The sequence below is a fragment of the Streptomyces sp. NPDC096310 genome, assembly GCF_044763125.1.
Taxonomy (GTDB): Bacteria; Actinomycetota; Actinomycetes; order Streptomycetales; family Streptomycetaceae; genus Streptomyces.
Map to the genome: position 1 here is coordinate 1 of NZ_JBIWFO010000037.1, position 24,395 is coordinate 24,395.

The 24,395-nt window shown below is 71.0% G+C and carries 18 protein-coding genes and 4 pseudogenes; 14 read left to right on the plus strand and 8 right to left on the minus strand.

Translation table 11 applies throughout. From position 1 onward, the window contains the following. Positions 1 to 189 precede the first annotated feature (189 nt). Positions 190 to 597, plus strand: a complete 408-nt coding sequence (locus ACIQ7D_RS35320; protein WP_403944978.1) for a winged helix-turn-helix transcriptional regulator — start codon at positions 190 to 192, stop codon at positions 595 to 597. Positions 598 to 769: 172 nt separating this feature from the next. On the opposite strand, the gene proP is transcribed toward ACIQ7D_RS35320, so the two are convergent. After that, the gene (gene proP, locus ACIQ7D_RS35325) at positions 770 to 2,299 is read right to left on the minus strand and encodes a glycine betaine/L-proline transporter ProP (RefSeq protein WP_403945017.1); all 1,530 of its coding nucleotides are present in this window, start codon (positions 2,297 to 2,299) and stop codon (positions 770 to 772) included. A 307-nt stretch (positions 2,300 to 2,606) separates the two neighbouring features. Beyond that, positions 2,607 to 2,819, minus strand: coding sequence for a hypothetical protein (locus ACIQ7D_RS35330; protein ID WP_403945018.1), 213 nt, complete (start codon positions 2,817 to 2,819; stop codon positions 2,607 to 2,609). 320 nt (positions 2,820 to 3,139) lie between these two features. Here ACIQ7D_RS35330 and ACIQ7D_RS35335 point away from each other — a divergent pair, with 320 nt between their 5' ends. After that, complete coding sequence (locus tag ACIQ7D_RS35335; protein WP_403944979.1) at positions 3,140 to 3,721, plus strand: SDR family NAD(P)-dependent oxidoreductase; 582 nt, start codon at positions 3,140 to 3,142, stop codon at positions 3,719 to 3,721. A 54-nt stretch (positions 3,722 to 3,775) separates the two neighbouring features. Here ACIQ7D_RS35335 and ACIQ7D_RS35340 read toward each other — a convergent pair. After that, positions 3,776 to 4,108, minus strand: a pseudogene (locus ACIQ7D_RS35340) (hypothetical protein); the annotation flags it as partial. Between the two features lie 412 nt (positions 4,109 to 4,520). Here ACIQ7D_RS35340 and ACIQ7D_RS35345 point away from each other — a divergent pair. Continuing rightward, positions 4,521 to 5,864 (plus strand): hypothetical protein, encoded by a 1,344-nt coding sequence (locus ACIQ7D_RS35345; protein WP_403944982.1) that lies wholly within the window; start codon positions 4,521 to 4,523, stop codon positions 5,862 to 5,864. 70 nt (positions 5,865 to 5,934) lie between these two features. Next, positions 5,935 to 6,135, plus strand: coding sequence for a hypothetical protein (locus tag ACIQ7D_RS35350; protein WP_403944984.1), 201 nt, complete (start codon positions 5,935 to 5,937; stop codon positions 6,133 to 6,135). Positions 6,136 to 6,584: 449 nt separating this feature from the next. Here the strand turns inward: ACIQ7D_RS35350 and ACIQ7D_RS35355 are convergent, their stop codons facing one another. Next, a complete protein-coding gene (locus tag ACIQ7D_RS35355) occupies positions 6,585 to 7,799 on the minus strand; it encodes an FAD-dependent monooxygenase (RefSeq protein ID WP_403944985.1) in 1,215 nt (404 codons plus the stop codon). Positions 7,800 to 7,959: 160 nt separating this feature from the next. Between ACIQ7D_RS35355 and ACIQ7D_RS35360 the strand changes: the two genes are divergently transcribed. Then, positions 7,960 to 8,628 (plus strand): TetR/AcrR family transcriptional regulator, encoded by a 669-nt coding sequence (locus ACIQ7D_RS35360; RefSeq protein ID WP_403944987.1) that lies wholly within the window; start codon positions 7,960 to 7,962, stop codon positions 8,626 to 8,628. 237 nt (positions 8,629 to 8,865) lie between these two features. Here the strand turns inward: ACIQ7D_RS35360 and ACIQ7D_RS35365 are convergent. Further along, positions 8,866 to 9,389 (minus strand): annotated as a pseudogene (locus ACIQ7D_RS35365) (LysR family transcriptional regulator); the annotation flags it as partial. 80 nt (positions 9,390 to 9,469) lie between these two features. On the opposite strand from ACIQ7D_RS35365, the pseudogene ACIQ7D_RS35370 reads away from it, so the two are divergent. Then, positions 9,470 to 9,649 (plus strand): annotated as a pseudogene (locus ACIQ7D_RS35370) (cupin domain-containing protein); the annotation flags it as partial. A 181-nt stretch (positions 9,650 to 9,830) separates the two neighbouring features. On the opposite strand, the gene ACIQ7D_RS35375 reads toward ACIQ7D_RS35370, so the two are convergent. Next, on the minus strand, positions 9,831 to 12,293 hold the full coding sequence (locus ACIQ7D_RS35375) for an ATP-binding protein (RefSeq protein ID WP_403944989.1): 2,463 nt from the start codon (positions 12,291 to 12,293) through the stop codon (positions 9,831 to 9,833). Positions 12,294 to 12,703: 410 nt separating this feature from the next. Further along, a pseudogene (locus tag ACIQ7D_RS35380) lies at positions 12,704 to 12,979 on the minus strand (transposase); the annotation flags it as partial. 327 nt (positions 12,980 to 13,306) lie between these two features. Between ACIQ7D_RS35380 and ACIQ7D_RS35385 the strand changes: the two are divergent. Next, a complete protein-coding gene (locus ACIQ7D_RS35385) occupies positions 13,307 to 13,522 on the plus strand; it encodes an MbtH family protein (RefSeq protein WP_403944991.1) in 216 nt (71 codons plus the stop codon). Between the two features lie 35 nt (positions 13,523 to 13,557). Here the strand turns inward: ACIQ7D_RS35385 and ACIQ7D_RS35390 are convergent, their stop codons facing one another. Beyond that, positions 13,558 to 14,601, minus strand: coding sequence for a methyltransferase (locus tag ACIQ7D_RS35390; RefSeq protein WP_403944993.1), 1,044 nt, complete (start codon positions 14,599 to 14,601; stop codon positions 13,558 to 13,560). A 195-nt stretch (positions 14,602 to 14,796) separates the two neighbouring features. Between ACIQ7D_RS35390 and ACIQ7D_RS35395 the strand changes: the two genes are divergently transcribed. The 7 genes from ACIQ7D_RS35395 to ACIQ7D_RS35425 all read left to right on the plus strand — a co-directional run bounded on the left by ACIQ7D_RS35395 (position 14,797) and on the right by ACIQ7D_RS35425 (position 24,384). Continuing rightward, positions 14,797 to 15,930, plus strand: coding sequence for a glycine amidinotransferase (locus tag ACIQ7D_RS35395; protein WP_403944995.1), 1,134 nt, complete (start codon positions 14,797 to 14,799; stop codon positions 15,928 to 15,930). 664 nt (positions 15,931 to 16,594) lie between these two features. Continuing rightward, positions 16,595 to 17,419 (plus strand): thioesterase II family protein, encoded by an 825-nt coding sequence (locus tag ACIQ7D_RS35400; RefSeq protein ID WP_403944997.1) that lies wholly within the window; start codon positions 16,595 to 16,597, stop codon positions 17,417 to 17,419. Then, on the plus strand, positions 17,391 to 18,119 hold the full coding sequence (locus tag ACIQ7D_RS35405) for a hypothetical protein (protein WP_403944999.1): 729 nt from the start codon (positions 17,391 to 17,393) through the stop codon (positions 18,117 to 18,119). Before ACIQ7D_RS35400 ends, ACIQ7D_RS35405 begins: the two co-directional genes overlap by 29 nt. Continuing rightward, a complete protein-coding gene (locus tag ACIQ7D_RS35410; protein WP_403945002.1) occupies positions 18,116 to 19,735 on the plus strand; it encodes a condensation domain-containing protein in 1,620 nt (539 codons plus the stop codon). Before ACIQ7D_RS35405 ends, ACIQ7D_RS35410 begins: the two co-directional genes overlap by 4 nt. After that, positions 19,726 to 21,228 (plus strand): argininosuccinate lyase, encoded by a 1,503-nt coding sequence (locus tag ACIQ7D_RS35415; protein WP_403945004.1) that lies wholly within the window; start codon positions 19,726 to 19,728, stop codon positions 21,226 to 21,228. The genes ACIQ7D_RS35410 and ACIQ7D_RS35415 overlap by 10 nt, the downstream gene beginning before the upstream one ends. Continuing rightward, on the plus strand, positions 21,225 to 22,157 hold the full coding sequence (locus ACIQ7D_RS35420; RefSeq protein ID WP_403945006.1) for a kinase: 933 nt from the start codon (positions 21,225 to 21,227) through the stop codon (positions 22,155 to 22,157). Before ACIQ7D_RS35415 ends, ACIQ7D_RS35420 begins: the two co-directional genes overlap by 4 nt. Further along, positions 22,147 to 24,384, plus strand: coding sequence for a pyridoxal-phosphate dependent enzyme (locus tag ACIQ7D_RS35425; protein WP_403945008.1), 2,238 nt, complete (start codon positions 22,147 to 22,149; stop codon positions 24,382 to 24,384). Before ACIQ7D_RS35420 ends, ACIQ7D_RS35425 begins: the two co-directional genes overlap by 11 nt. The last annotated feature ends 11 nt before the right edge of the window (positions 24,385 to 24,395 follow it).

Genomic DNA, 24,395 nt, shown 5'->3' on the forward strand with positions numbered 1-24,395 from the left:
TACCTCAATGCCCGCACTGCGGGTCTTCCTTGCCAACCAACCAAGTCCACCCAGGTCACGCACCCGCACTCGACTAACTTCATTGTCGAAGGACACCTATCGACAAATGACGTCGCTACTGCTCGATAAAGCCAGTAACTAGGATGAGAGAGCCAAGACCGCACTTTTGCCACAGGTGGTGAGCTCCAGGTGACCTCCTCGACACGACGCCCTCCTCACGGGAAGCGTGGAGATCTGTTCGATCCGCAGTGCCCGACCCGCCGTCTCCTCGATCGGATCGGCACGAAGTGGACGTCCATGGCCATCAAAGTGCTGGCGGAGGCGTCCCCGGAGGAGGTGCGCTTCGCGGAACTGCAGCGCAGGATGGTCGGCGTCTCACAGAAGATGCTGTCGGTCACTCTTCAAGGGCTGACCCGTGACGGCCTGGTCGACCGACGGGTGGAAGCGTCGGTGCCACCCCGCGTGTACTACCGGCTCACGCCACTCGGTCTCACACTGGATGAACCGCTGGCCAGGCTTCGTGAGTGGGCCGAGGAACACATGGCCGAGATCGACCGCGCGAATCAGCGCAGCCAGGAGCCTCCGGCCGACGGCTGATCACCACCGGACGCCGACAGACAGGGCCGGTGGACGGCGCGGCCCCACGCCGGAGCAGCGACCGGGGGCGATCCGCGCCATCACCACCGAACTGCCGGACCCGACCCCTTGAGGGCCACGACCAGCAAGCATCGTCCGCAGGTCTCCCAGCGTGACTGCCGGGCGCGGATCGTCAGCGGTCCTCAGGGTCACCGTGCGTGTGATGGTGGGCCCACGGGTGCCGTACACGGATCCACACATCCCTGGCCCGACGACCGGCCTCGGTCCGGCTGCGGGCCACCAGTTCCTGGGCCTGTTCCTCGCTCTCCACCATCGGGCCGGATCCCCTGAGCGGTTTGCCCGCCGTCTCGTGGAGGAAGAAGGTGGCGATCAGACCGACAACACCGGCTGCCATCAGGTAGTACGCCGGGACCATCGTGCTGCCCGTCGCCTCGACCAGGCTGGAGACGATCAGCGGAGTGGTGCCGCCGAAGAGGGAGACGGAGATGTTGAAGGAGATCGACAGGGCCCCGTAACGCAGCCGCGTGGGAAAGAGCGCGGGCAGCGTCGAGGCGGACGTCCCGGCGAAACACACCAGCAGCAGGCCGAGGATCAGACAGCCGAGGGCGGGCAACAGGATGCCACCGGCCCTGATGAGCAGGATCGCGGGCGCGGCGAGCACGATCAGCGCGATGCTGCCCGCCATGAACACGGGCCGGCGGCCCCAGCGGTCGGAGGTCCGGCCCACGGTGGTGATGGTGAGCACCACCACGATCATGGTCCCCAGAATCAGCAGCTGGGCGGTGAGGGCGTCCTGGCCGAGGGTCTCCGTCATGAACGTGGGCAGGTAGGAGGTCACCATGTAGTTGGTGACGTTGTAGAGCAGCACCAGCCCCATGCAGATCAGTACGGCTTCCCGGTGCCGGGTGAAGATCTCCTTGAGCCGTCCCTTGCCGGACTGCCTCGCGTCCTCGGCGGGGTCCTCGGCGCCGCGCTGCTGCCGCGCCTGCTCCGCCTGTTCGGCCGCCTGCTGGAAGGCGGGGGTCTCCTCCAGCCGCAGCCGCATGTAGAGGCCGATGAGACCGAGCGGTCCCGCGACCAGGAACGGCAGCCGCCAGCCCCACTGCACCATGCCGTCGTCCCCGAGGAGGGCTGTCAGGAGGGTGACGATGCCGGAGCCGAGCGAATAGCCGACGAAGGTGCCGAAGTCGAGCCAGCTACCGAGGAATCCGCGCCGTTTGTCGGGAGCGTATTCGGCGATGTAGGTGGTGGCACCCGCGTACTCGCCGCCGGTGGAGAACCCCTGGACCAGTCGGCAGACGAGCAGCAGGAGGGGCGCGGCCAGGCCGAGGGTGGCGTATCCGGGCAGCAGTCCTACGGCGAAGGTGCTGATCGCCATCATGATCATGGTGGCCGCGAGTACCCGCTTACGGCCGATACGGTCACCGAGCGGGCCGAACACCAGTCCGCCCAGCGGGCGGACGAGGAAGGCCGCGGCGAAGGTGGCGAAGGTGGAGACGACCTGAGTGGCGGGGGAGCTGGAGGGGAAGAAAACCTTGCCGAGCGTGCCCGCCAGATAGGCGTACACACCGAAGTCGAACCACTCCATGGTATTGCCGAGGGCCGCCGCGGACACCGCTCTGCGTACCTCGGGAGGGTCGGTGACCGTCACGTCCTCGGCACTGAGCGGCTGTTTGCTGCGGCGCAGCAGGATACGGAGCAGCCGGTCGGTGGCGGCGCTACCCGCCCCGCCCGGCCGCCCGCCCCGCCGGGGCGGAGTGTTGCGGTGTCCAGTACTCATTCGATCCCGTCCGCAGGGCGCTTTCGTGGTGACGCATTATTCCCCCGGCCCGTTGTCTGCTCGGGGAAACGACGGTGGTCGCCGCGTGTCCCTTGCGGTTCCCACCTCTTGGGCGGCACCGACATCCACGGCAGGCGTCGACATCACCCTCGCAACCACGCCTGGGAAACCGACCACGTCGAGGCCTCCATCCGGATCACCATCGACGGACACGCCCGCAAATCCCACATCACCGGGTGCACCGACTGAGCCCCCCATGCATCGGCGGCCTGGCCAGCACCCCCACCAGCCCCCCCAGCGGAGAAGGCTTCCTGGCGTCGCCCTGCGCGACGCCATCCTTCTTCGACCACAGGGGCGCGCCGGTCTCATCGACGACTGCCGCCCAGTGGTGGCCCTTGCCGGCATCGACGCCGGCCCAGACCTGGGCCTTCCGCTCGCTCACTTGCCCCTCCTCGCTCCGCACGGCATGCCGTCGGCCCGAGGAACACCCCGCTGTCGTCTCCGTAATCAGCGACCGCACGAAGCGCGCACATCTCAATCAGCAGCCAGGGCGCCCCGGAGAGCCGGGCGGCCACTCCTGAGAAGCCACTGAAGGCAAGGACCCAAAAGCCACACCCGGCCCTCCCGGGCCACCCGACAACTTACGGAGACACCCATGCCCACCCCCCTCCGACAAGGCCGTATGCCACTGGTTCGTCACCGGAGCGGTGGACATCGTGGTTCAACAACGCCGGATACGCGGTAGTGGGCGCCGCGGAAGAGATGACCGTGGAGCAGATCCGCGACCAGGTCGAGGTCCTCCTGCTCGCTCCGATGCTGATCACCCAGGCCTTCCTGAAGCCGATGCGTGAGCAGGGCGGAGGCCGGATCATCCAGATCTCCAGCATGGGCGGCCAGATCGGCACCCCCACACACAGCTCCTATCACGCGGGCAAGTGGGGGCTGGAAGGCTTCACCGAGAGCGTCAGCCGCGAAGTCTCCGACTTCGACATTCACCTCACCCTGGTCGAGCCCGGCGCCACCGCACCGGCTTCGCCTCGGCACTGCACTACACCACCGAAACGGCCGCCTACCGCGACAACGCCGCCGGCCGGACGCGGCGTTACCTGGAGACCGCCGACGACAGCGTCTTCGCCGGCGACCCGGCCAAGCTCGCCGCCGCCATCTACGACACGACCCGCCACCCGAACCCGCCCCTGCGCCTCATTCTCGGTTCCGACACCTACGACCCCATCCACACCGCACTCACCGAACGTCTCACCGCACTTGAGACCCAGAAGGACCTTGCGGCATCTGTCGCCTTCAACCGTTGACTCGACCTACCGGCACGACAAGGAACCTTGAGCAACCGCCGCGTCACGCATCACCACAACCGCGAGATCCTGAAGGTCCCACGCGTCATCCCACCCAGCACTCCTCACGCAACCCGAGCAGGCGTCGCCGGCAGATCAATGCGCATCCGAGGGTGAGGAGGGCTTCGTGGATGTCGTCGCGTATCTCCCAGCGGATCCGGACCGGGCGGCGGAACCAGTGCAGGTGAGCGAACGCGCGCTCCACGACCCAGCGTTGGGTGCCGAGTCCGGAGCCGTGTTCGGTGCCCCGGCGGGCGATCAGCGGTTTCACGCCGAGGTCCCGGACCCGGCGGCGTTACTTGTCGTGGTCGTGGTCGTGGTCGTGGTCGTGGCCGCGGTCGACCAATTCCAGGTCCGGACGGCGCGGGGGCCGGCCGCGCTTGCTCAGCGGTGTGAATCTTCAGGAGTGGTTCAAGTGCCGTGACCCTGCACCGAACTTGTGGAGAGTCGGCAAGTTCCGGAATGAAAGGCACCGCAGGGGCGGTCTCCTCTGAAACGACGAACCCAAGTGAGCAAACGCGGTCACGGATTTCGTCTCCTGAAGCTCGGGAAAGCGGCCCCTCGGCAGATCCCGGGCCGCTTTCCCGCCGGCCGTCAGCCCGCCTGGGCAACCGTCAACGCCTGGATCTCCGCTACCCGTCACCCGGCTGACCGTGCTCCGAGCCCATCGGTCGGCATCGTCGTACAACCCCCAAACCCCCTTGATCGTCAAGAAGATGTGGCCCGGCGTGGGCCGCTGATCGGCGACCATGCCGGGCGCGTGACCTGACCGCCTCTCACCTGGAGATGCCATGAGAGTTGATTCCGCCCGCCGCGCACTGCGGCTCGGAGTCTGTACGACGCTCGCCGCCGGACTCGTCACCCTGGGGCTCACCAGCGCTCCCGCGTTCGCCGAGACCGAGCCGGAGACCGACCAACTCTGGATCGCCACCCCGTACGAGCCGTCCCTGCCGCTCGGCATCGACGGCGGAACACCGCTGACCCGCACGCTCGATATCAGGCTCAACCACGACAACGACCACTTCACGGTGACCGACGGCCGGCTCACCGTGGACGCCTCCGGCATCACCGGGGTCGCCGAGATCACCTGGCCGGACAACTGCGCACCGAACGGCACGACCGCGGTATGCGACGTGCCCGAGGTACCCGTGACCGGGACCACGGGCGACGCCGTGCGTCTCAAGGTCCGCGCGGCCGACGGGGTGGCCGTCGGAGCGCGGGGCCGCATAACCTTCGAGGCGACGGCCACCGGCGGCCCGGACGGTACACTCACCGCTCCCCGGGACAGCTTCGACACCACGGTCACGGTCGCGTCGGGACCCGACCTCGGGATCACGGCCGACAGCCACATCGAGCAATCCCGGCCGGGCAGCAGGCACACGCTCCCGTTCACGCTCACCAACCACGGCAACGAGAGCGCACACGGCTTCACCATCAGGGTGATGGCCTCGTACGGGGTGCGCTACCTCAACCAGCACGACGCCTGCGTCTATACGACGTCGAACGGGGACGAGTACGCCCCGATGTCGTACGCGACCTGCACCTTCGACCAGGAGCTGGCCCCGGGAGCCTCCTTCGAACTGCCCGAGCCGCTGCAGGTCGCGCTCACCGGGCACGCGCTCCAGGAGCGGGTGGATATCTCGGCACAGCCGGTCGGCGCGACGGACCTGGGAGGCTACGACGACTATGTGGCGCTGGAGATCGGCGCCGACAACACCGCCGACTTCTCGGTGACCGGCGCGGCGGTCACGGGAGCCGCGGGCGAGACGGTCACCGCGTCGCTCACCTTCAGGAACAACGGGCCCGGCTGGCTGGGCAACCTGGGATCCGGGGACCCGGTCGCCGCGGTCCGGCTGATCGTTCCGCCCGGCACCACGGTCACGGGTGTGCCGCAGGACTGCGGCCCGCGAACCCTCTCCGGCGGCTACTACCCGAACCGCACGGGCGCCCCGCGTTACGACTGCGAGCTGCCGTACTGGGCGCTGGAGAACACGGAGCGCTCCTTCGACTTCAAGCTCCGGATCGACACAGTGGTGCCCGGAGCAACAGGTGAGGTCAGCATCCATCCCCCGTTCGGCGAGTTCCGCTACGACCCGGACCCCGCGAACAACACGGCCGCCCTCACCATGAACTAGCGCCCACGAGCACCCGAAGGCAGCTTCTTCGCGCGAGGGCTTCCACCTGTACGACGGCAAGCTGCCCTTCGTGGTCAGCGGCATGAAGCGGATGAAGGTGCACAGCCCGGCCGGGGCGATCTTCGGGCGCTTCGGCCGGCCGCAGAACCAGGCGCTCCTGGAAGCGATCGGCAACTCACGCCGCGAAGCGCACAGCCCGAGAACGCCGGCTCAACGCGTGGCTTTTCTGACCGTCACCGGGCCCTGCGTGGGCGGGGCATCCGGACAGTGATCCCCAAGCGGCTGGCCAGAACGCCACTGCCTGCGGTTTGGCCGGGCCGGCGGCAGACCGGGCCGGCCTTCGGCCGCGAGCTCCACAAAGGCGCGGATCCGCCGTTGTGGAGAACGGGGCCGTCGCGATGGAGTGCCAGGCTTATCGACGCGGTGCCCGTGGAGTCGGTGAGGGCGAGTGCCTCGGCCTTCTGCTGCTCGTCGGCGTACCTGACGGAGTCCTGAAGCAGCGCGACTGTGCTGACACGGTGCCCTGCGCCACCAGTGCGTGGATCTTCACCCAGAACACGGTGTTGCCGCTGCGCGAGCGGGCGGTGAACACGATGAGCCCACCGGGTGGGAGGAGCCTGCGGGGAGCTCGGCGGCGTCGATCAGGGTGGGGTGTGGCGTGGTCATCGTCTCTCCTGGGGGCCGGCGGCCGGGTGTCTCCGGCCGACGCTGTGGGAGTGGTCAGACGGCGGCGATGTCGAGGGACTTCTGCTTGAACTGCCGGGCGGCCAGGCTCGTCAGTACGCGCTTGCCGGCCGGGAGGACGGCCAGCTTCTGAGTGAACGCCCGCACCGCCTTGTCCCGGCGGGACTGGGGAACGAACATCGACAGGCCGCTCGTGCGGCCGTCGTGCTGCAGGTGGGTGATGAAGGGGCGCAGCCGCTGGTCCCATTCGCGCAGCGCCCGGGCGGTGTTGCCGGGATTGCGCTGGAGCAGGGTGCCGAGCAGCTCCGCGCCGGCCAGGGCGGTGGAGGCGCCCATGCCGGAGTAGAGCGTCAGGCACCAGGCCGCGTCGCCGAGCAGAACGACGCGGTCCGTGTGCCAGGTCTCCATCTCCACCTGGTGGACGGAGTCGAAGAGGACGTCGTCGGTCTGCTCGAACTGCTGGAGGAGGTGTTCCAGCACCGGGCCGGCCGGCTCCGGGCCGAAGGCGCGGCGCAGCGACTCGATGGGCGGGCGGCGGAACTGGGCGTCCTCCTCATCGGTGCGGTAGCTGAGCAGAAGGCCGGGCTGATGGTCGCTGAAGGGGAACACCCAGGCGGAGCGGCCGGGTTCGGCCAGGACGAGTCCGTCCTGCGGGCGGTAGCCGGGCACATGCTCCTTGAGGATCGTGGCGCCGATGATGTGGTTGAGCGGGCGCAGGTACTGCGTGTCGGGGCCGAAGGACAGGCGGCGCACAGTGGAACGCAGGCCATCGGCGCCCACCACCAGACCGAAACGCTCCGTGGCCTCGGTGGCCTCCTGGCCGGAAGTGGTACGCAGGGTGACGTCCACGCCGTCAGGGTGTTCGTCCACGGTGACAGGCGTCGTACCGAAGCGGATCTCGGTTCGGGACGCGACGGTGTCGTACAGGGCGGCTTCCACGTCCCCGCGCAGGATCAGGCGGGGGTCTCCGGGAAGGTCGCCGTAGCCGGTACCCGGCCGACGGCGGCCGGAGCGGTCGATGTCGTACGTGATGCTGTCCGCGCCCAGCCGGTTGCCTATGGCGTCGAGGACGCCCATGCGCTGTGCGGTGGCGCGGCCGGTCTCGAAGAGTCCTATGAAGTATCCGGCGGGACGGCGTTCGGAGGCGCGTTCGACGATCACCGGCTCCCAGCCGATCTCGTGCAGACGCATCGCTGTGGCCAGGCCTCCGATACCCATGCCCACGATCAGGGCGCGGGGCGTGTTGTTCATGTCGGTCCTCGTCTCGTTCGGGGAGTCGGTCTTCAGGGAGGTACGGGGTCACCTGTGGAAACACCGGACATTCAATCGGAGAGAGCTTCTCCGCTTGACGGATCCACCGTAACATCAAAGCGGAGATGTCATCTCCACTTGTTTGGGTAAAATGGGTGCCATGAGCCGCTGGACCACATCCACCCCGCCCCCCGAGCCGCCGCCGTCCCGACCCCTGCGAGCGGACGCGGAACGCAACAGGCAACGCCTCATCACCGCAGCTCAGGAGGTCTTCGCCGAGCGGGGCCTGGAGGTCACGCTCGACGACATCGCCCGCCACGCGGGCGTCGGCGTCGGCACTGCCTACCGCCGCTTCGCGGGCCGCGAGGAGCTCATCGACGCGGTTTTCGAAAGCGCCCTGCAGCACCTGATCGGCCTGGCGGAACAAGCCCTGACCCACGAAGATCCGTGGGATGGCCTCGCGGAGCTGTTCCTGACCGCCGGCCAGGATTTCGCCCAGGACCGCGGTCTGCGCCAGGTCATGCTGGAAAGCGCACACGGCAAGGCCCGCGCCACCGACTTCCGGGAACGCCTCGAACCCGCCGTCAGCGCCGTGATCGCCCGCGCCCAGCGCTCCGGCCGGCTCCGTGACGACATCGAGGCGACCGACTTCCCCCTCATTCAGCTCATGCTCGGGGCCGTCGCTCAGCAGAGCCGGACCGTGAATCCCGAGCTCTGGAAGCGCTATCTGACGCTCATCCTTGACGGCCTTCGCCGCGACCGGGACAGCCCCACTCCTCTGCCCCACCCCGCCCTCGGCCAGACCGAGTTCGACCGGACCATGACGTGAAGCAGGCCATGACGTGAAGGTGGTCCCGTTGAGCCGGGGCCCGGGCCCGGGGGCCGGCTTCGAGGCGCGGGATCAGATTTCGTCGGCAGAGACTGGAGGTGTGCCGCTCGAAGGGGCATGAGGACCCCAGCGGCACGCTTTCCGGCTCACCGAAACGAGTTACGACATGAACGACACGGCCGCCGAGCGTACATGTGCCAGGAGCTGAGCCTGGCCCAGCAGATCGGTTACGAGCTGAAGCTGAGCCGCTGACTCGACGGGGCCGGCCGCTCCCACCGGGTCGGCGCGCAGCGTGCGTACGGTCAGGCCGGACTCGTCGAAGGAGCCGCGGGTCAGGGCGATGTCGACCCGTCCGGCGTGCAGCCCGCAGGTGGGATCGGTCAGGTCGGTCTCGCGGATGCGGACCTCGACATCCGGTGCCGCCGACGGTAGGCGGCGGCCAGACGGGTCGTGCCCGGATCGGTGCCGTCTCCCAGGATGCCGACGGTGATGGTCGCGGTGCCGACCGCCGCGGCCACCCGTACGCGCGCCCGGTCGGCCCGGTCGAGGAGGGCGTGTGCCTCTTCGAGCAGCACTGAACCCACCGCGGTGAGCCTGACACCGGCGGACGATCGGTCGAACAGCGCGGCGCCGACCTCGGTCTCCAGCCGCTTGATCGCCCGGCTCAGTGGCGGCCGGCTCATGCGCGGCCGGGAGGCGGCCCGGCCGAAGTGGAGTTCCTCGGCGACCGCCACGAAATAGCGCAGCGTGCGTAGCTCCATGGTGCAACGATACCCGTACGGTATCGACGTCACCGAACGGGTCTTGGACAGCCGCAGCGCCCTGGCGGTGGAATCGAAGCATGACTGATGAACCGAGGACCAGTGAGCCGATCGCCGACCCCGCCGTATCGGTGGTCGGTCCGGGCGACGGTGAGACGATCCTCCTGGGCACTACGCGACTGCGGGTCCTCGAAGACGGCAGCAACACCGGGCACCGCCTCGGGCTCGCCGAGTCCGTCCTCGCGCCGCGCACGCCCGGCCGCTACGCCACCGAGCCCGCCACGGACTTCTCCCCGAGGTCGGAAGGATGAGCCCGCCAGGCTGCCCGTTACCGGGTTCGTACGGCCGAGGCGGCTCAGGCCTCTGAAGATCCGGGTCAGTCAACGCGTGTGCACGTGCGACCCTTGTCGGGCTGTCCGGGTGAGAAGTGGACTTGATGCGCTAACCGGAACAGGGGGCGCTCCCGGGCGCGGTCGGAGCGTCAGCGTACTGCCGTGCCGCCCAGGCGGCGATATGCGCCCGCGAGCGCAGCCCCAGGGTGGTACGGACTTGCCGGATGTGTGTCTCGACGGTGCGCACCGACACATGCATGCGGGCCGCTATCTGGCGGTTGGTGAGTCCTTCCACGACCAGTGCGGCCACGTCCCGCTCCCGTTGGCTCAGCGGATGCCCGGACCGTTCCTCCTGCGGGGTGCCGATCGGCCCGTTGCCGAGCGTCAGGGCGAGGGCCTGGTCATGGGGCATCGCGTGCCCTGCCTCCAGTGAGGCTTCGGCGTGTGCCGTGGGTAATGCCCGGATGGCGGCCTCGCGTGCCTCGGTCACACGCGAGGTCCACCAGGAATTGTCGCGCAGGGCTCGTGCTCGCATCCGCTTCGCCGCTCCCAGCAGCCGCAGTACCCGGTCGAAGCGGTAGGCGCGGGTCGCGACCAGTGCCATGCCCTCGAGCGCGCGCGCCGCGTCGCCTCGGTGTTCGGCCCGGCTGTGCAGTGCCTCGGTGAAGTACTGCTCGGCCGCTACCAGATCGTCCTTCTCCAGGGCCAGCGCACCGGCCGTCATCAGTACCCAGTGCAGCCAGTGCGGTGGCGCGTGGCGGCGCATCACGGGCAGTACACGGGCGAGTTCGCGCTCCGCGGCGCCGAGTTCGCCGTTCTCCACCCGATGCCGGGCAATTACCGACAGACACAGTGCGAACAGTGTGTCGTGGCGTAACCGTGCACCAATCGCCAGGGCCTCCTCCAGATCGGTGAGGGAGGCCTTCCGCCCGTCCCGTAGCTGCCGGACGGTGCCGCGCAGCAGAAGCACCCGGGCGAGCACTTCCGGGCTGTCCCGGCCGCGCTCCAGTTCCACCGCCTCGTCGGCGTAGCGGAACGCGGAGTCGTCGTCGGCGTCCCGCACCGCCAGCACGGCCGCCGCCGCCAGGGTGACAGAGCGGTAGACCGAGTCAGGAGCTGCGCGGTCGAGAGCCTGTGCCACCAGGCCGGCGGCGTCGGTGACCCGTCCGTCGGCCGTCTCGACCGCGGCGAGCGCGCTGGCCAGCAGCAGCTGGCGTTCGTCCGTACCGGCCTGCAGACGGCGCAGCGCGTGCGTCAGGTTGGTGCGCTCCTTTGCCAGCCGGTCCAGTGTGGCGGAGGGGACGATGGCCCTACCGTGCAGCGGCAGGCAGATCGCGGTCAGCCAGGTGACCAGCCGTTCGTACGTTCCCGTGTCCTCGCCCTCGGCGATGAGCCTGTCGTGTCCGAAGCAGCACATCGACTCCAAGAGCCTGAACCGGGTGGGACCGCCGGCTTCGGTCAGCGGAGTGATGACGGACTTGGCCTCCAGGCCGATGAGGATCTCCGGCATCGCGGCGGCCGAACCGGGCAGGTCGGAGGCGACCGCCGCGGCGGCGTCCGGCCCGAAACCGCCGGGCAGCACCGACAACCTGCGCAGCAGCGCTTGTTCCTGCGGGCTCAGCAGGGCGTATCCCCACTCCAGGGAGGCACGCAGGCTCTTGTGCCGGTCGTCCGCGAGCCGCCAGCCGTTGGTCAGCAGGGAGAGCCGGTCTTCGAGCCGGGCCACGATCTCGGCCGGCGCGAAGACCCGGACCAGCCGGGCGGCCATCTCGATGGGCAGCGGCAGCCCGTCCAGCCGGGCGCAGATCTCGCCCACGTGTACCGCGTTGTCGTGGGTGAGCTGGAAGCCGGGCACAACGGCGCGGGCCCGGCCCACGAAGAGCGCGACCGCGTCGGAGCGCAGGCACGCGTTGAACATGGTGTCGGACCCGGCGCCGGGCAGGGTCAGGCCGGCTACCGAGAAGACCGCCTCACCCGGCATCCGCAGCGGCTCGCGGCTGGTGGCCAGCACACGCAGCCGCGGATGAACCGGCAGCAGCTCGGTGAGCAGCGTCCCGCAGATGTCCAGCACGTGTTCGCAGTCGTCGAGCAGGAGCAGTCGGTCCCGGCCGGTGCTCTCGGGGCCCTCGGAGACGCCGGCGACGGAGGGCGGCGCGGCGCCGGGCGTATCGCCGAGCGCGGCCAGCATCTGCCGCCGGATCTCGTCGGCCTCGGTGCTGGGTCCGAGCCGCACCACCGAGACGTCGCAGCGTCTGCCGCGGACCTCCTGACCGACCAGTTCCAGCGCCAGCCGGCTCTTGCCGACCCCTGCGGGACCGGTCAGTGTCAGCAGCCGTACATCGTGCAGCAGCTGAGCCAGCTCAACCAGTTCGTCGGTACGGCCCACGAGGCTGCTCAGCTGGGTCAGCGGTCCACCGCCCAGGGCGGTGTCCATGCCGCCCGCCTTCTGCCGTGACCGGTAGGAGCGCTGTCGGCAGGCGTTGGAACAGTAGCGCGCCCGGGGAAGGGACGTACCGGACTGTTTGGGCCTGGACAGTGGTTCACCGCAGGTGTCGCACGTGGCAGTAGACATGGCCACCCACCTTTCGGGATGCCGGACATGAGGCGGAGGGGGAAAGGCCGGGCGGCATGAACGCGACGGCCTTTCGCAGGGCACAACGGGCGCTCACTCCGGTTGAGTGGCTTGAGTGGCGGTGGGCCGTCCGCACCTCGCCGGCGGGCAAGGCCGGACGTGTGTGTCCGGCGCGCTCGACGTGGCAAGGCCGTCGGCGAGAACTCGGTGCGCGTCCCTGTACCGGGCAGGCACCGGAAAGCGCGGGGAGTCCGGCACGTCCGCGCACACCGGATGGCCCCGCCCGGTGAGGCCGGAGCGACGATTTCCCTCGTACGCCGGTACGCCGAACGAGGAGGCAGCACGCATCGGACGGCAGGTGGTTCGCGGATGGCTGCCCTCGGGCTGGGCCACTTCTTCATCCGCTCGAAGGCGCCGTCCAGGGCCCGGGGGCGGAACCGGGTGCGCGATGTGGCCCACGGCCCGTACCTCTCGGGTACATCAGGCCAAGCCGTCCTCGTACGGAACTTCCACACGATCCCGTTGTGCACCGTGCGATCGTCCAACCGCTTCCCGCCCCGTACGGAGCCGGGATGCGACGGGCGGACGAACTCCCACTCGACATCGGACAGTTCATGGCGGCAAAGTACCCTGGCATGATCCACCATGCAAGATCTTTTGAAGACAACTCCCAGCTTCTTGTCCATGGTTGGCTGGATCCCGTATCGAGTGACGAGCTGTCCTCGACGTCGTCCGGGTAGAACGTCACCGCCGCTGTCAGCCCGCCGCGCGGGCGCAGGACGGCCACACCACGAGCCGGGTAGGCTTTGCCGTCCTGGGTGGTGCCGCTGATCTCCCTCCCGCTCCAGACCTGTTCACCGAGCGTGCCGCCGCCACCGAGGCCCTGCCGCGGTACGCGCCGTCGCCACCACCGACGTGTCGTAACGGCGGCGCTCACCGATGCCCGGCAGGACGGCCGGCACGAGGATGACGGGCACTGCGATGACCTGCCGTGCCGAGCACACAGAAAGGCGGTGAGCGGGGTGAACCCGTTCGACGATCCCGATGCCACATTCCTGGTGCTGGTCAACGACGAGGGGCAGCACTCGCTGTGGCCCGCGTTCGCCGACGTCCCCGACGGCTGGCACGCCGTCCACGGGGAGGACACGCGCGTGGCCTGCGTGACGTACATCGAGGAGAACTGGACGGACCTGCGGCCCAAGAGCCTGATCGAGGCCATGGGCGGCTGACCGGCCGCTCCCGGTCCCACGGCTGAGCCTGGGTGTCAGCGCTTGACGCCCAGGCTCAGCCCGTGCTCGTACGGCAGCCCGCCAACCGTCCTGACCTCCTCGAACCCGGCCCGGCCGAGCCACTGTTCGTAGTCCCGGGCCGGGTAGGCCATGCCCCGGCCGCTGGCGAGGACGTTGAAGTACAGGCCGAGCCGGGCGCCGAAGACCCCTTCCGTCTCGTCGTCCGAGACGTTGTAGCCGTAGAGCAGCACCTTCCCACCGGACGGCAGCGACGCGTACGCCTTGCCGAGCAGACGCAGGATGCCCTCCTCGTCGAAGATCTCCAGGACATGGCTGAACAGCACCGCGTCCGGCCCGTCCGGGAAGGGGTCGGTGAAGATGTCGCCCACGAGGAGGTCCACCCGGTCCGGTCGCCCGGCGGCCTGCGCGCTGTCCGCGAGCCGCGACACACTCGGCATGTCGAACACCGTCGACCGCAGCTCTGGATGGCGCGCGACCAGCCGCGCCGACGTGCTGCCGTCGCCGCCACCCACGTCCAGGACGTGCCGGACGTCCCCGAACACGGGTTGCTCGACCAGCGCGTCCACCGAGCGGAGCGTGAACGCGGTCATCGCCCGGTGGAAGACCTCCTCCAGCGGTGGATCGTGCGCCAGCCGCTGGTAGAGGGTCGGTTCGTCGCCGGGGTAGGTGTCCAGCGCGGTGTTGGTGCCGGCCCGCAGGGCCTGCGTCATGTGGGCGAACGCCGGGTAGTACACCTCCTTCCAGCCGGTCAGGATGTGCCGCCAACTGTCCGGCCCGTCCGGGGCCAGCAACTCCTCTGCGACGGCGGAGTTGTGGTAGCCGCCGTCCCTGCGCACCAACAGCCCGGTCGTGCACACCGCCTGTAGCAGGACACGCAGTTGATGCGCGGGCAGTCCGCTGAACGCGCGGATCTCCTCCGCCTGGACGCCCGGCTTCCCGGACAGGAAGGAGAAGATGCGCAGTTCGGCGGCGGTGGCGACGGCGTTGAACAGTGCGGGTGCGTTGACGAGGAAATGGAACCGGTCGAGAACCGGGTCGTCTTCATGGGCGTTCTTCATGAGTCTCCGCAGGGTGGTGGTTTTTGAAAAGCCCTCCGGTTTCATACCAGGAAAAGCCGGGGCGGTGACTCTTCCAGGTCCGTAACTGCGGTGAGTACTGGTGCGGTGGGCGGACGCTCTCCCGGAGCATCGGGGCACCCCGACGAGTAGGCGGTTCCCCGCGTGCGCTTGAACAGTTTTGACGAGTGGTCACCCTTGCGAGAGGTCGTCGTCGGATCGGCCGAGAACTATGTCTCGCACGAGCGGGAACTCTCCTTCGACCTTTTCTTCCACGACAATCTCGTGCACGACAATGCCGAACAGCCGGAATCCGGCCGGTCCAAGTGGTACTACCCCCGGCTGACCACCCGCCGTGGCGGATCCGGCCGGCGACACACGCCGGTGGCCGCGCGGTACGTGGACGAACTGAACGAGGACCTGGCGGGGCTCGCCGACACCCTGCGCTCCCTCGGCGTCACCGTCCACCGGCCGCTCGCGCTGCCCGCGGACACCGCGGAGGTCACGACCCCCGCCTGGTCCGCGTCCGTCGTCCCGCCGCTGAACGTCCGCGACAACACGCTCATCGTCGGCGACGAGATCATCGAGACCTCCCCGATGATCCGCTCCCGCTACTTCGAGACGCAGTTCCTCAAGCCGTTGTTCCGTGACTACTTCCGGCTCGGCGCCCGATGGACCGTCATGCCGCGGCCGCTCATGACCGACGCCTCCTTCGACCTGTCGTACGCGCGCACGGCGACCGCCGGCGGGCCCACCGAGCCCGTCGAGGACCCGCGACCCTCACCCTGGGACGTGGGGGTGGAGATGATGTTCGACGCGGCCCAGTGCCTCCGGCTCGGCCGGGACATCGTCGCCAACGTCTCCACCGAGCACCACGCGCTCGCTGTCACCTGGCTGGAGCGCCACCTCGAAGGCCGCTTCCGTATCCACCGGGTGCACGAGTTGAGCGACAGCCACATCGACAGCATGGTGCTGGCCCTGCGCCCCGGCCTGCTGCTGGTCCGCTCCGACGCGGTGGCCGACGCGCTGCCGCCCCCGCTGCGCCGCTGGGACCGGATCGTCGCCCCCGCGCCGCGGCAGAACAACTTCCCCCGATACGAGTCCGACGCGCTCATCCTGACCAGCCCCTTCATCGACCTCAACGTGCTGTCCGTCGACCCGGAGACCGTCCTGGTCAACGAGGCCAGCCCGGAACTGGTCCGGACCCTGGAGGACGCGAAGTTCACCGTCGTCCCGGTCCGCCACCGGCACCGGCGGCTGTTCGGCGGCGGCTTCCACTGCTTCACCCTCGACACCGTCCGCGACGGCGGACCCGAGGATTACCTCACCTGACCCAAGGACGGACGGCATCCCGCGCGCCAGGCCGTCGCACGGAAAGGGGCACGCGACGTATGGACGAGCATCCGCTGACGCCGTATCCGGAGGAGATCCGGGCCGCCGAGGCCCAGGCACCGGGCAGCGCACGGTTCGTCATCGCGATGCACCAGAGGCCGACGCGACGGTCCCGGTGGACACGGGACAGCCGCACGCGTGCTTCTCGCGCGTCCTGGAACGCCCCCAGACCTTCCGCCCGCGGTGCGCGGAACGTGAGGAGGTGCGTCCCGTACTTCACCTCCCTGGAGCACCGCACGGACCTGGCCTTCCACCGCGACACGCTCACCGGCACGCGGCCTCATCCACCGCGCGCGACGCCCGCCTCGCACCGGTGGGCGCGGCCCCGCCTCCGGCCGGCACTCCTTCACCCTGCCCGCCCGGCCGGGCGGGCAGGCAGGCAGGCGCCTGCGGCGTATCCGGCGGGTCGCCCTTCGCGTATCCGCGGACCACCCTCGGCGTGTACCTCAGCGCGATCGCATCCTCGGCGTCCCCGTCCTGGCGCGGGCAGCCCTGTACGCACTCGCCCTGAGCGCCGGGGACCAGGAGGCACCAGCCGGACAACCACGCACGCCCGCCGCATCACGGCCGGCACCGACGAGCCGAAGGGACACCGACCCCCGCCATGGCACCGCCCGCCACCCCCGCCAGCCCGTGGTTCCGCAGATTCCACCCACGTCCGGACGCCGAGTTCGCTCTGGTCTGCCTGCCGCACGCCGGAGGATCCGCGAGCGGCTACTTCTCCCTGTCGCGGCGTCTCTCCGCGAGCGCCGATGTCCTCGCCGCGCAGTACCCGGGGCGCCAGGACCGGCTGCACGAGCCGTGTCTCGACAGCGTGCCGGACCTCGCCCGAGGGGCCGCGGAGGACCTGGAACGCCTGGTCGCGGGGCGGCCCTTCGCCCTGTTCGGCCACAGCATGGGCGCCGCCGTCGCCTTCGAACTGGCCCTTCTGCGCCGGCGCGAGCGCGCCCGCGCACCCCACGCCCTGTTCCTCTCCGGCCGCGGCGCCCCCGCGTGCGGCACCGACCGCGGGATCCGCTTCCTCGACGACGACGGCCTGATCGCCGAGGTGCGGCGGCTGGAGGGCACGGACGCCCGCGTCCTCGACGACCCCGACCTGGTCGGGCTGGCCCTGCCGTCGCTGCGCGCGGACTACACGGCCGCCGAGACCTACGACGCCGGACCCGGCGCCGTCGTGCACTGCGACATCGTCGCGCTCACCGGGGACCGCGACGAGCATGTCCGGATCGCCGACGCCGAGGGCTGGCGCGGGCACACCACGGGCGCCTTCGGCCTCCGGGTCTTCAGCGGCGGCCACTTCTTCCTCGGCGAACACGAGCCGCGGATCGCGGAGATCATCGGCACCACCCTGCGCGCTGCGCCGCGCCCCGGCCCCGGCACCCGTGGAAAGGAGGACGACCGTGCGCGTGCTCTTCGCGACGCTGTCTGACCGCTCCCAGCCGCTGCCGACGGTCCCACTCGCCCCGGCGCTGTCCGCGGCGGGCCACGAGGTCCTGGTCGCCGGCAGCCCCGCACTCGTCGACGCCGTCAAGAGCACCGGGCCGCTCTCCGTCGCTGTAGGAGCGGACCACGACTTCGCCCACGCCCGCCCGCTGTGCGGCTTCGGCAACCGCTCGGCCAGGCGCGACGCATTCCCCCACCGTCGCGCCGCACGGCCGGCCGGGCGCCGGGCGGACCCGATGGAACACTGGCTCGGCGCCCACCTCCACCGCCGCGGCGCCGACTTCGACGAGGAGATCGTCGTCGGCCAGTGGTCCATCGACCAGATCTCCGCCGGCCTCCACATCCCGCTCACCGTCGAACGGACGCCCGTCCGCTACCTCCCCAGCAACGAGCCGTGCGAGATCCCCACCCGGCCGCCAGAGGCGCCTCGCCGACCCGGCGTCGCCCTCAGCCCCGGCCTGACGGCCCACGCCACGCTCGGCTGCGGCGCCTTCCGCGTGGCCGACAGGGGCGCCGGCCCTGGCGACCCTACCGCCGACGTGCTGCGCGAAGGCGTACGACGGCTCGTCCACGAGCCGTCGTTCAGGACCCGGGCCGAGCGGGCGCGCGCGGAGAACCTCGCCACGCCCAGCGCTCACGACCTCGTGCCCGTGCTGGAGCGCCGCACCGCGGAGCGCACCCGATGACGGTAGGCGAGCCGGTGGTCACCGGCGACCGGTTCCCCCCTGGCGCGGACCCGCCGCCGGCCTCCTACGCCCAGGAGCGCGCCTGGTTCGCCTCCCGGCTCACGCACGACCCGCCGACGTACTGTGTGGTGGACGAGTTCCCCCTGCACGCGGACATCGCCGCGTCCGACCTCGTCGCGGCCCTCGCCCTGCTGACCGCCCGCCATGAGCCGCTGCGCACCGGACTGCGTCTGGTGGGCGGGCAGTTGACCCAGGACGTACGCCCCTGGGTGGAGGCGCCGGTCGAACAGGCCGACCTGAGCGGGTACGGCCCCGCCGAGCAGGAGACGGAGCACCGTGCGCTGCGGGCGGCGCTGGCGCGCCGGCCGTTCGACCTGGAGCGGCCGCCGCTGTGGCGCGCGGCGGTCCTCGAACTGGGGGAGGGGGCCTGGTCGGTGCTCCTCGCCGCGCACCACACCGTCTACGACACCGCCTCCCGCTTCAACGTGCACGCCGAACTCACCGAGATCTGCGCCGCCGCGGAGGAGGGCCGCGAGTTCAGACTTCCGCACCTGCCGCGCACCTACAGCGAGCACGCCCGGCACGAGCGAGCCCGCCTCACCTCCGCGCGCCGCGCCGAACTCGCCGCCCACTGGCGCGCCCGCCTCGCCGGACTGCCACCGGTCCACACCCTGCCGCTGGACCGGCCCCGGCCCCCGGCCCGCACCTTCCGGGGCGCCGAGGTGCGCGCCCCGCTGCCCGCAGACGTCCTCACGTCCCTGCCTGCCGCCCGGCACCACGACACCCGCCCCGTCATGCTGCTGCTCGCCGTCTACGCCGCTCTGCTGCACCACCACTGCGGCGCCGACGACATCGTCCTCGGCCTGCCCGTGGCGGGTCGCGCCGAAGCCGAGACACTGCCCATGGTCGGCACGCTGGTCAACATGCGCGTGCTGCGCGTCGACGCCACCGGCGACCCCGACATCACCACGCTCGTCGGCCGCGTGGCCGCCGCGGTCCGCGCCGACGAGATGTACGACATCCCGTTCCAGACCCTCGTCGAACTGCTGCCCGCGCCACGCCCGCCCGGCGTGCCGCCGCTGTACCAGCTCGCCTTCAACCACGCGCCCGCGGGCACCCTGGGCGTCCCCGTGTCCTCCTGCGAGGAGGACCTGCTGCTGGACGTCACCGACGACATGGTCCGGATCGTCTACGACGTCGCCCTGTTCGACCGCGCCACCGTCGAGACGCTGCTGTCCGACTACCTTCGCCTGCTCGCCGCCGCCCTGGACGCCCCGGACGCCCGCCTGTCCCGGCTGGGCGCCCTCCTCGGCCCCCGCCGCGCCCGGCCGCCGCGGCCGGCCGCCGGCCGGGCCGCCGCGACCGCACCGCGGACGGCGGCCGAACGGCATGTGGCCACGGTGTGGGGGGACCTCCTGGGCATCGAGGTCACCGACGTCCACCAGGACTTCTTCAGCCTCGGGGGCCACTCGTTGCAGGCTCTGCGGCTGCTCGCCCGGCTCACCGCCGCGTTCCGCGCCGAAGTACCCCTGCGGACCTTCTTCGCCGACCCGACGGTGGCCGGACTGGCCACCGCACTTCAGCGCACCTGCCCCAGGAGGACGGTATGGCGGTGACCGGCCGGATCGACGGCGTCCCCAGCGAGATCTGGCACGAGGAGGTGCTCGCCCCGCAGTTCGCCTACGAGGCGGAGCATCTCCTCGGCCACTATGTCGCCATCGAGAAGGTCCTGCTGCTGGAGTACGTCCGCATGGACCTGGCCGACGCCTCCGGCGCGGCCGACCTCGCCGCCCGCCTCGACACGCTCAGCCCCGACGCCGTGCGCGCCGACCCCGAGCAGAACATGTCCGACATCTCCTTCGCGGTGGAGCGCCATGTACAGGACGGTGCCACCCCGCCCTTCCCCGCCTGGCATGTCGACCGCAGCCGCAACGACCTCCAGGCGTGCGCCCAGTTGATGGCCGCCCGCGACACCCTCGCCGCCGTCGCCGAGGACCTGACCACCTTCGCCCGGGCCGTCCTCGCCCTCGCCGGCCGGTACACCGAGACGCCCATGCCGGGATACACCCACGGCCAGGCCGCCCAGATCGTCAGCCCCGGCTTCCATCTGGCCGCACTCGGCGCCGAGACGATCACCGCGCTGCGCCGCATGCTGCACACCTACGACGAGTGCGACGCCTGCCCGCTCGGCTCCGGCACCATGGCGGGGCAGGAACTGCCGTGGGACCGCGCCCGCATGGCCGACCTCCTGGGATTCGCGCGCGCTCAGCCGCACGCCCTGATGGCCGTCGCCTCCCGCACCTGGACCACCCTGATCGCGGGGGACCTCGCCCAGTACGCGGTCGTCCTCAGCCGCTTCACCACCGACCTCATGACCTGGGCGGGCAGCGACTCCGGATTTCTCGACCTGCCCGACGAACTGGCCGGCATCTCCGCCGCCATGCCGCAGAAGCGCAACTTCCCCATCCTGGAACGCATCCGAGGCCGCTGCGCGCACGTCGCGGGCCGCGCCGCCGACATCGCCGCCGGGCAGCGCAACACCCCTTACAGCAACACCGTCGAGGTCTCGAAGGAGGCCGGCGGCCAACTGCGGGTCCAGACCGACGCCATGCGCTCCGTGCTGCGGCTGGCCCACGCCGTCGTCGCCGGAGCGACCTTCCGGACCGACCGCATGCGCGCCGCGTGCGCCGAGGACCACCTCGGGGGGTTCACCCTCGCCAACCGGCTCACCCTCACGTACGGCATTCCCTGGCGCACCTCCCAGATCATCGCCGGACGGTACGTCAGACACGCCGTACGGCGGGAGCTGCGCCCCGGTGAGCCCGATGCCGCCCTGCTGCGCGACTGCGCCGCCGAGTCCGGCCACCCCATCGACGCCCTCGACGCCCTCGGTGCCCTGCTCGCCGAGGCGTTCGACGTCGACCACGGGCTGCGCGCCAAACAGTCGGCGGGCTCCACCCACCCCCAGCGGGTACGGGAACTGCTCGCCGGGCAGGGCGTGGAACTCGACGCCCTCGGCGCGGCCTGGGCCGGGCACGCCGCCCGCCGCGCCGCCGCCGAGGGCCGCCGCGACGCCGCGCTCGCCGTACCCGGGCGGCGGCCGGCATGACGGAACCGGCACTCGTCGCCCGCCGCGTGGCCGTGGACCTGAACGAAGGCACCGCCGTCGCCTGCGGCACCTTTGGCGAACTGCTCCAGGGCGTCCTCCCCGACGGCACCGACTTCCTGGCCACGTTCCCCATCACCCACGGCACCCGCGCATGGTTCCGCTACGACCGGAGCGGCCCGCCGCGGGTCTACCCCGCCCACAAGACCAAGTCGCTGCGCCTGACCCGGGCCATGCTCGCCGCCTGCGACGCGGCCGGCGGCGGCTCCCTCGTCCTCGACAGCGACCTGCTCGTCGGCAAGGGCCTCGCCAGCTCGTCCGCCGACCTGGTCGCCACGGCCCGGGCCGTCGGCGCCGTCCTCGGCCTGGACACCTCGCCCGCCGCCATCGAGGACTGGCTGCGCCCCATCGAACCCACCGACGGCGTCATGCACCCCGGTATCGTCCTGTTCGAACACCGGGCCGTCCGGCTCCGCGCCCGGCTCGGCGCCCTGCCGCCCACCACCGTCGTCGCCGTGGACGAGGGCGGCCTGCTCGACACGGTCGCCCACAACCGGCGCATCCGGAGGGTCCCGCCCGCTCTGGCCGCCGAGTACGCACGGCTCGCCGACGACCTCACCGCCGCGGTCCGACGCCAGGACCTGGCCGCGGTCGGCGCCGTCGCCACCCGCAGCGCCCGGCTCAACCAGGGGTGGCTGCCCAAGCGCAACCTCGACGCCCTCGTCCGCATGGCCGACGACCTCGGCGCTCCGGGCGTCGTCTGCACCCACAGCGGCACCATGGCCGGACTCCTGCTGGACGCCTCGGCCCCCGGCCACCCCGGCACACTCGCCGCTGCCCGGGCCGCCTGTGCCCGACTGCCAGGCACCACGTCCGTCTACCGGTCCACCACCCCGTCACCGGCCTTCCCAGGGAGCACGCATGCGTCATGACACCCTCATCGACGCCATCGGCAACACCCCGGTCGTACGGCTGCGTGTGGACGCCCCGGAGCGTGTGGAGGTCTACGCCAAGCTCGAACTGCAGAACCCGTACGCCATGAAGGACCGGGTCGCCCGCCGCATGATCCTGGAGGCACGCCGTACGGGCGCCCTGGCGGAGGGCGCGCCCGTCGTGGAGAGCTCGTCCGGCACGATGGCGCTGGGCATCGCCCTGGTCGGAACCTGTCTGGGGCACCCCGTCCACATCGTCAGCGATCCCCGCATCGACCCCGTCACCCTCACCAAGCTGACGGCGATGGGCTGCACGGTCCACATCGTCGAGGCGATGACGTCCCAGGGGTGGCAGAGCGCCCGGCTGGAGCGACTCGCGGACCTCATGCGGGAACTGCCCGGCGCGTACTGGCCGCGCCAGTACAGCAACCCTGACAACCCCGCCGCCTACCGGTCCCTCGCCGACGAACTCGTCGCCGACCTGGGGACGGTGGATGTCCTGGTCGGCTCCGTCGGCAGCGGCGGCTCGCTGTGCGGCACGGCCGCGGCGCTCCTCGACCGCTTCCCCGCTCTCAAGGTCGTCGGGGTGGACTGCGTCGGCAGCGTCCTGTTCGGCCAGCCCGACCTGGCGACACGCAAACAGAGCGGCCTCGGCAACAGCCTGTTCCCCGACAACATCGACTACCGGCTCCTGGACGAGGTGCACTGGTGCTCCGACGACGAGGCGTTCCACGCCACCCGGAGTCTCGCGAGGGAGCAGCAGATCTTCGCCGGCAACACCTCCGGCTCCGTCTACCGCGTCCTGACCCACCTGGCCGCCCACGCCGCGCCCGGCACCCGCCTGGTCGGCATCATGCCCGACCGCGGCGACCGCTACGCCGACACCGTCTACCGGCACGAGCCCACCGGACCGATCGTCACGGAGCCCGTGCGGGTGCCCTTCGGAACGACCGTGACCCGCTGGTCGTACGCGTCGATACCGCGCGCCGACCGCCGGGTGCTGGTCTTCCTGGAGTCCAACACCACCGGCACGGGCATGCTCGCCCTGCGCACCGCCACCCGGCTCGGCTTCGCCCCGGTCCTGGTGGCCCGGGACCCCGGCAGGTACGCCGGGCTCGACGCCACCGGCTGTACGACCGTCACCTGCGACACCGAGGACGACGCCGCCGTGCTGGCCGCGGTCCGCACGGCCGCCGCTGGGCGCACCGTCGCGGGTACCACCACGACCAGCGACTTCTACCTGGAACACACGGCGCGCCTGGCCGACGCGCTGGGTGTGCCAGGTCACGCGCGCGGGACCGCCGCTGCCTGCCGGAACAAGGCCCTGACCAGGGCGGCCCTGGGGAACGCGGGTGTGCCCCAGCCCGCGTACTCCGTCGCCGAGGACACCGCGAGCGTCCCGGGGGCGGTGGCGCTGGTCGGCGCGCCGTGTGTCGTCAAACCGGTCGACGGGTCGGGCTCGCAGGACGTGCGGTGGTGTCCGGACGAGGCGACCGCCGTCGCGCACGCGGCACGCGTCCTGGCCGTCACCGAGAACGTACGAGGGCAGCGGAGCGCCGGACGGGTCCTCGTCGAGGAGTTCGTGGACGGGCCCGAGTACAGCGTGGAGATGTTCTGCGTCGGTGGCGAGGCGGTGTGCGTGGGGGTCACCCGGCGGACGACGACCCCGCTGCCCCACTTCGTCGAGACCGGGCATCTGTTCCCGGCGGACCTGCCGGCGGCGCGGCGGGCCGAACTCGCGGAGGCCGCCCGGCAGGCACTCAAGGCCGTCGGGTTCGAGCACGGCCCGGCCCACATCGAGGCGCGGCTGACGGCAGGGGGGCCCGTCGTCATAGAGATCAACGGGCGGCTAGCCGGCGGCATGATCCCCGAGATCGTCCGCGCCGCGACCGGAACCGACCTCCTGGAACAGCAGGTCCGCGCCGCCACCGGGCTGCCCGTGTACCTCGAAGCACAACGCGCCCGTCACGCGGGGTTGCGGTTCCTCACCGCACAGGAGGCCGGCCGGCTGGTGGCCGTCACCGGCACCGCCGCCGCCGAACGGGTGCCGGGCGTGGTCGCCGTCGTCGTCACCGGCGCGCCCGGCCGCGCCGTCCGGCCGCCCATGGACGCCTACGACCGGCTCGGCCACGTCATCGCGGTCGGTGACACGGAGCAGGAGGTGGAGACGGCGCTGGCGGCTGCGGCGGCGCTGCTGCGGGTGGAGACCGAGACCACGGACGGGTGAGGGTGACGCGG